This is a genomic window from Nonomuraea sp. NPDC049028, assembly GCF_043197735.1.
GTDB lineage: Bacteria > Actinomycetota > Actinomycetes > Streptosporangiales > Streptosporangiaceae > Nonomuraea.
In genome coordinates, this window is the sequence record NZ_JBICTR010000035.1 from 1 (window position 1) to 5615 (window position 5615).

General features: G+C 69.4%; 5 protein-coding genes. 1 reads left to right on the forward strand and 4 read right to left on the reverse strand.

Annotated features, from left to right (window positions below):
* Positions 1 to 120: 120 nt before the first annotated feature.
* Positions 121 to 1284: a tetratricopeptide repeat protein gene (locus ACGFJ2_RS59080; RefSeq protein WP_393484250.1), complete on the forward strand. Its 1164-nt coding sequence runs from the start codon at positions 121 to 123 to the stop codon at positions 1282 to 1284.
* Here ACGFJ2_RS59080 and ACGFJ2_RS59085 read toward each other — a convergent pair.
* The 4 genes from ACGFJ2_RS59085 to ACGFJ2_RS59100 all read right to left on the reverse strand — a co-directional run.
* The gene (locus ACGFJ2_RS59085; protein WP_393484253.1) at positions 1281 to 1922 is read right to left on the reverse strand and encodes a recombinase family protein; all 642 of its coding nucleotides are present in this window, start codon (positions 1920 to 1922) and stop codon (positions 1281 to 1283) included. The two genes, ACGFJ2_RS59080 and ACGFJ2_RS59085, sit on opposite strands and share 4 nt — an antisense overlap.
* Before the next feature lie 255 nt (positions 1923 to 2177).
* A complete protein-coding gene (locus ACGFJ2_RS59090) occupies positions 2178 to 4358 on the reverse strand; it encodes a tetratricopeptide repeat protein (protein WP_393484213.1) in 2181 nt (726 codons plus the stop codon).
* Entirely contained in the window at positions 4345 to 4959 is a 615-nt protein-coding gene (locus ACGFJ2_RS59095) for a hypothetical protein (RefSeq protein WP_393484216.1), read from the reverse strand. Before ACGFJ2_RS59095 ends, ACGFJ2_RS59090 begins: the two co-directional genes overlap by 14 nt.
* A gap of 139 nt (positions 4960 to 5098) precedes the next feature.
* A partial coding sequence (locus ACGFJ2_RS59100; RefSeq protein WP_393484219.1) for a tetratricopeptide repeat protein occupies positions 5099 to 5615 on the reverse strand: 517 nt, incomplete at its 5' end.

Here is a 5615-nt window from a genome sequence, read left to right on the forward strand (position 1 = left end):
CCAGCACATCTGGACCCGCCAACCGACAGTAACGCTACAAATCCATATGATCACACTGCGACATCAAGGACAGAGGCTCGCGTAACGCACTCTGAGGTCGATACTCCGACCACCGCCTACCTGTTCAGCCAGACGGGCCTCTTCCTTTGTAATGAGGGCACCTTCACGCGTGCGATCGGATGTGCGGAGCGAGCACATATCGCACGCGAGCGGGTGCTGGGTGCCGACCATCCCGACACCCTGACCGTCCGCAACAACCTGGCCTACGTCTACAACTCGGCCGGGGATCCGAACCGGGCCATCCCGCTGTACGAGGCGACACTGGTTGACCGGGAGCGGGTGCTGGGCGGCGACCATCCCGACACCCTGACCGCCCGCAACCACTTGGCCACCGCCTACTATGTGGCGGGCGATCTAGCTCGCGCCATCCCGCTGTACGAGTCCTCGCTTGCGGATCGGGAGCGGGTGCTGGGCGTCGATCATCCCGATACCCTGACCTCCCGCAACGACCTCGCCCACGCCCACTATGTGGCGGGCGACCTGGCTCGCGCCATCCCTCGGTACGAGGCCACGCTTGCCGATCGGGAGCGGGTGCTGGGCGTCGACCACCTTCACACCCTGAAATCCCGCAACAACTTGGCCAACGCCTATCAGAAGACGGGCGACCTGTCGCGCGCTGTCTCCCTGCACGAGGCGACGCTTGCGGATCGGGAGCGGGTGCTGGGCGTCGACCATCCCGACACCCTGCGATCCCGCAACAACCTCGCCCACGCCTACCAGGCGGCGGGGGACCTGGGCCGGGCCATCCCGCTGCACGAGCAGACGCTGGCCGATCGGGAGCGGGTGCTGGGTGCCGACCACCCCGACACCCTGGAATCCCGCAACAACCTGGCCACTTCCTACCACCAGGCGGGCGACCTAGCTCGCGCTACTCAGTTATTTGAGGTCACCCTTGCCAGCTTCGAGCGGGTGCTGGGCGTCGACCATCCCGACACCCTGACCGTCCGCAACAACCTGGCCTACGTCTACAACTCGGCCGGGGATCCGAACCGGGCCATCCCGCTGTACGAGGCGACACTGGTTGACCGGGAGCGGGTGCTGGGCGGCGACCACCCTGACACCCTGACCTCCCGCAACAACCTCGCCAGCGCCTACCAGGCGGCGGGCGACCTGGGCCGGGCCATCCCCCTGTACGAGGCCACTGTCGCCGACTGCGAGCGGATCCTCGGTGCAGATCACCCTGTGACGAAGGTGGTGCGGGCCAACTTGTCGGCGCTCGGTTAAGCCCATCGCGTGGAAGGCGCGTTCTCCCTGTGCTGGCGATCTCTATGTGCTGGTGAGTTCTTGGGGTTGCCGCTTTGGCGGAGCTCTCGTAGGTCGGGGATGTGGTTGTACAGCGTGCCCGCCGAGACCCCGAGCAGCTTGGCGATCGAGGTGATGGAGTTGTTGGGGTTGGGCAGCATGTCGCGGGCGGCGCGCAACAGTTCGGGGGTGATGACGGTGGGGCGGCCGCCGGTGCGGCCGCGGGCGCGTGCGGCGGCCAGGCCGTCGCGGGTGCCGGCGACGATGAGTTCGCGGATGAATTCGGCGAGGGCGGCGAAGACGTGGAAGATGAGGCGGCCGCCGGGGGTGGTGGTGTCGAGGTTCTCGTGCAGCGAGGTGAAGCCGATCTCGCGCTTGCGCAGGTTGCCGACCATGGTGATGAGGTCGGCCAGGGAGCGGCCGTAGCGGTCCAGGGAGGGCACGACCAGAGTGTCGCCTTCGGTCAGGAAGGCGTGGCAGGCTGCGAGCTGGGGGCGTTCAGCGCTCTTGCCGGACTTCTTGTCAGCGAACACCTTGCGGCATCCGGCGGCTTTCAGGGCGTCGAGTTGGCGTTCGAGGTTCTGCCCGGCGGTGTAGACGCGGGCGTAGCCGATGCGGATCTCGCTGCGGTGGGCGGGGAAGGCGGCCAGCGGGTCGGTGGGCGGCTGCAGGGCGTCGGTCACGCCCGTCATTCTCTCAACAAACGGTGTTTCGAGGTTGTTGAACCACCTTGGTTGTTGAACGAGTTTTTGAAGGAATTTCGGGGCTCTGGAGCGGCATTTTCAAGATCTTCAAAAAACGATCGTTAAATGAAGCCACTGGCTGACCTTTCACGACCAACTGTCCAGCCGGCCAAGTCGGGGCGGCATCTGTCTTTACCGCGGCTCAGCGGATCTTCGGCCGTGTTCCGCAGCGGCTGCTTTGAGATTGCCCCACACAATGCGAGTAGTGGGGTGGTCGGCGCCGAGCACCCGCTCACTGTCGGCCAGTGTGGTCTCGTACAGCGGGATGGCCCGGCCCAGGTCCCCCGCCGCCCGGTAGGCGCCGGCGAGGTTGTTGCGGGAGGTCAGGGTGGAGGGGTGGTCGCCGCCCAGCACCCGCTCGTAGTCGGCGAGGGTGGTCTGGTACAGGGGGATGGCGCGGCCCAGGTCCCCGGCCGCCCGGTAGGCGTAGGCGAGATTGTTGCGGGAGGCCAGGGTGTCGGGGTGGTCGCCGCCCAGCACCCGCTCCTGCTGGGCGAGGGTGGTCTGGTACAGGGGGATGGCGCGGCCCAGGTCGCCCGCCGCCTGGTAGGCGCTGGCGAGGTTGTTGCGGGAGGTCAGGGTGGAGGGGTGGTCGCCGCCCAGCACCCGCTCACAGTCGGCCAGCGTGGCCTCATACCGCGGGATCGCCCGACCCAGATCCCCCGCCGACTGGTAGGCGGAGGCGAGGCTGTTGCGGGAGGCCAGGGTGTCGGGATGGTCGCCGCCCAGCACCCGCTCGCAGTCGGCGAGGGTGGCCTCGTGCAGCGGGATGGCCCGGCCCAGGTCCCCGGCCGCCCGGTAGGCGCCGGCGAGGTTGTTGCGGGAGGTCAGGGTGGAGGGGTGGTCGCCGCCCAGCACCCGCTCCCGCTCGGCCAGCGTGGTTTTGAGCAGGGGGATGGCGCGGGTGAGGTCGGCCAGGTCGTGCAGGTATCGGCCGCACCACCCACGCAGGGCCAGCAGGTCGGCGGAGGGGTCGCCGCCGGTCCGGGCCCATGAGTAGAGCGCGTTGGTCTGGTCGATGAGCATCTCGACGGCGGCGCGGGCTGCCCAGGTTTGGGCTCCGCCGGGCAGCGTGTTGTTGAACGCGTGCAGCAGGTCGACGGCTTGGTCCAGGACGGTGTCCAGGTTGCCCTGGTGGGTGGCGCGTTCGCGCAGCACGCGCTGCACCAGCCGGTGCATCAAGACCGCGCTGCCGTCCTCACTGAAGGTGATCAGTGAGGTGTCGGCCAGGTCGGCGAGCAACCGCTGCATGTGCACCGGTTCGACGCCCTGGCCGCTCAGCGCGTGCAGCACCGGCACCGGGACACCGGCCGGCGACAGCACCGACAGCAGCGGCAGCAACACGGCGGCGTCCGGCACGCTGGTCTCGGCCTGGGTGACCGACAGCAGAATCGCCTCAGCGGTACCGGCCGGATAGGGATCGCCGTACTGGGCGGACAGATAGTCGGCGACGGGAAAGTCACGCAACAGGGCCAGGTAGGCGTCGTAGGACAGACGCAAGCGGGTGATCACCGTGGCGGCCTGGTTCAGCGCCAGCGGCAGATGCCCCAGCTCATCGGCCAGGCGGGCGGCCCCGTCCGCGCTGCCGGGATCGTCCAGGCCGGTACGCCCGCGCAGGAAGGCCTGGGCCTGGACGGGGCTGAACACCTCGACCTCGACCGGCTCGAACAGGCGCAGGAAGGCGCGGTTGCGGGTGGTGATGAGCACCCGGGTGGCGCCGGTGGCCGGACACCAGGCCCGCACCGCCGCCACGTCGGCCGCGTTGTCGAAGACCAGCAGCGCCGGCCGGGTGGTGGCGGCCAGCCAGGCTTTGGCACGGCCCGCGGCGGTGACGGCGTCATCATCGGCCCGGCGCTGGCCCAACCGCTCCGCCAGCGCGGCCAGCCCGGTGTGGATCCGCTCGGTGCTCTCCGCCGTGATCCAGGCCACCACCGGCCAGCGCCCGGCCTGGCAAGCCCAGGCGTAGGAGGCGGCCAGCAGCGTCTTGCCCACCCCGGGCGTGCCGCCCACCGCGCAGATCACCGCCGCCCCACCACCACCAATACCGCCACCACCATCGTCATCGCCACCACCACCCCCGCCGTCATCGCCGCCGTGGCCTGGGACCTGGTCGCCGAGCAGACCGGCCAGCCGCTGCAGCAGCCGCGGGCGCGGCTGGAAACCGGGCGGGCGTTGCGGGATATCGCCCTCGACGATCTGACCCGGCTCCGGCGCGGGCGGGTAATGGTGATGGTGCTCGGCGCCGACGGCCGTGCCGATGACGTTGTCGTGGAAGTCGATGTGGTCGCCCGCGACCTCCTCAGCGCCGCCCATCGTCATCCCGGTCCGGCGCGGCGGGGTCAGGGCTGTGCACCTGCTTGCCGACGACCTTGTCGTGGAAGGTGTTGTGGTGAAACTCCAGATGATCGCCGCCGTAGGTGCGTCGATGGTCCTCGCCTTCATGAATGCTCTGGTCGCCGCCGGCCTGATACACCCGGCCCTGGCCTGAGGCCTGCGCCCGCATCCGCACGTTCCGCGCGCCGTCGCCGGTGGAGACGATGCCGGTGTCGCCGCCGCCCAGGGCGATCGACCGCTCGCCCTCGGCCGTCACCTGAGGCGCCTTCTGCTCAGCGCTCGCCGTCTCGGGCAGGGCGGTAGCGGCCGGGGTGCGATCGGCGCGCGTCTGCGCGCGCAATGCCACTACCGCGACCACCAGCCCGGCCGTGCCCAGCAGCATGCCGGTGACCATGCCGATCACGCTGGCCCGTTGATCCAGGGTGGCCAGCAGTGCCGGGGGCAGGCGCAGCGGATCGGCAAAAAACCACAGCAACCCCGCCACCAGCGAGGCCGCCAGCACCACGAGCGCGATGACCGCCACGCCGCGCCACAGCCGCGACCCTGGCGCGCCTTCCGCCTCGGGCGTCGTCTTCGACATGCCTCCAGAGTGCCCCCGGACCGGCGCGAGCGGGACCGAAAGTAGCGAAGGCGTTACCTGCCATCACGCCTACGCGAAACGAACGTTATCTTGAGCCGCTCGGCGGTCCACTACAAGATCAATGAGTGGTCTCTTCTCGTCAGCGAAACAGCCGCCTCCATCCCCGGGTTCGCTGAGGAGCAGCGTCGGAGACGGCGGTCTCCAGATTCCCGCTGACGACACGAGTCGTGGGATGGCTGCTGCCCAGCACCCGCTCGCAATCAACGAGGGTCTGCTCGTACAGGGGGATGGCCCGGCCCAGGTCCCCCGCCGTCTGGTAGGCGTGGGCGAGGTTGCTGCGGAAGGTCAGGGTGTTGGGGTGGTCGGGGCCTAGCAGTCGCTCACTGTCGGCGAGCGTTGCTTCGTGCAGGGGGATGGCCCGGCCCAGATGCCCCGCCGCCTGGTAGGCGGAGGCAAGGTTGTTGCGGGAGGTCAGGGTATGGAAGTCGTCGGGGCCCAGCACCCGCTCACTGTCGGCGAGCGTTGCTTCGTACAGGGGGATGGCCCGGCCCAGATGCCCCGCCGCCCGGTAGGCGGAGGCGAGGTCGTTGCGGGAGCCCAGGGTGAAGAGGTGGTCGGGGCCTAGCACCCGCTCACTGTCGGCGAGCGTTGCTTCG

What these genes read in the sequence shown, in the direction of transcription:
- ACGFJ2_RS59090 (WP_393484213.1), bottom strand. Translation starts at nt 4,358, where the DNA reads ATGGGCGGCGCTGAGGAGGTCGCGGGCGACCACATCGACTTCCACGAC.
- ACGFJ2_RS59095 (WP_393484216.1), bottom strand. Translation starts at nt 4,959, where the DNA reads ATGTCGAAGACGACGCCCGAGGCGGAAGGCGCGCCAGGGTCGCGGCTG.